This is a genomic window from Pseudomonas sp. RW407 (assembly GCF_003176655.1).
GTDB lineage: Bacteria > Pseudomonadota > Gammaproteobacteria > Pseudomonadales > Pseudomonadaceae > Pseudomonas > Pseudomonas delhiensis.
Genome location: NZ_QGSL01000022.1, coordinates 1 through 302, shown reverse-complemented (window position 1 = coordinate 302; position 302 = coordinate 1). Strand labels below are relative to the sequence as shown.

Annotated in this window: 1 protein-coding gene; it reads left to right on the top strand. The window is 53.6% G+C overall.

All coding sequences use genetic code 11. The features are described 5' to 3' along the window. The coding region (locus DK254_RS00850) for an integrase core domain-containing protein (protein WP_146219546.1) at nucleotides 1–302 on the top strand (302 nt) is incomplete at both ends.

The following is a 302-nucleotide window of genomic DNA, read 5'->3' as shown; positions in this document are numbered from 1 at the left end:
GAAGCACTTCAGATAGCAGTTGAGGCGCGCGGTAAACCAAAAGGCGTGATGTTCCACTCAGATCAGGGCTGCCAGTACGCCAGTCATAAATTCAGGGACACGCTTGAAAAGTATGGCGTGACTCAAAGCATGAGCCATCGCGGCCAATGCTGGGATAACGCAGCCATGGAGCGCTTCTTCGGTGCGCTGAAGTCAGAGTGGGTGCCAAGGGATGGATACAAGAGTGATGAGCAGGCCAGGGTCGATATCCAGGCCTATATAACGCGGTACAACCTTAAGCGCCTCCACAGCTACAACGGATA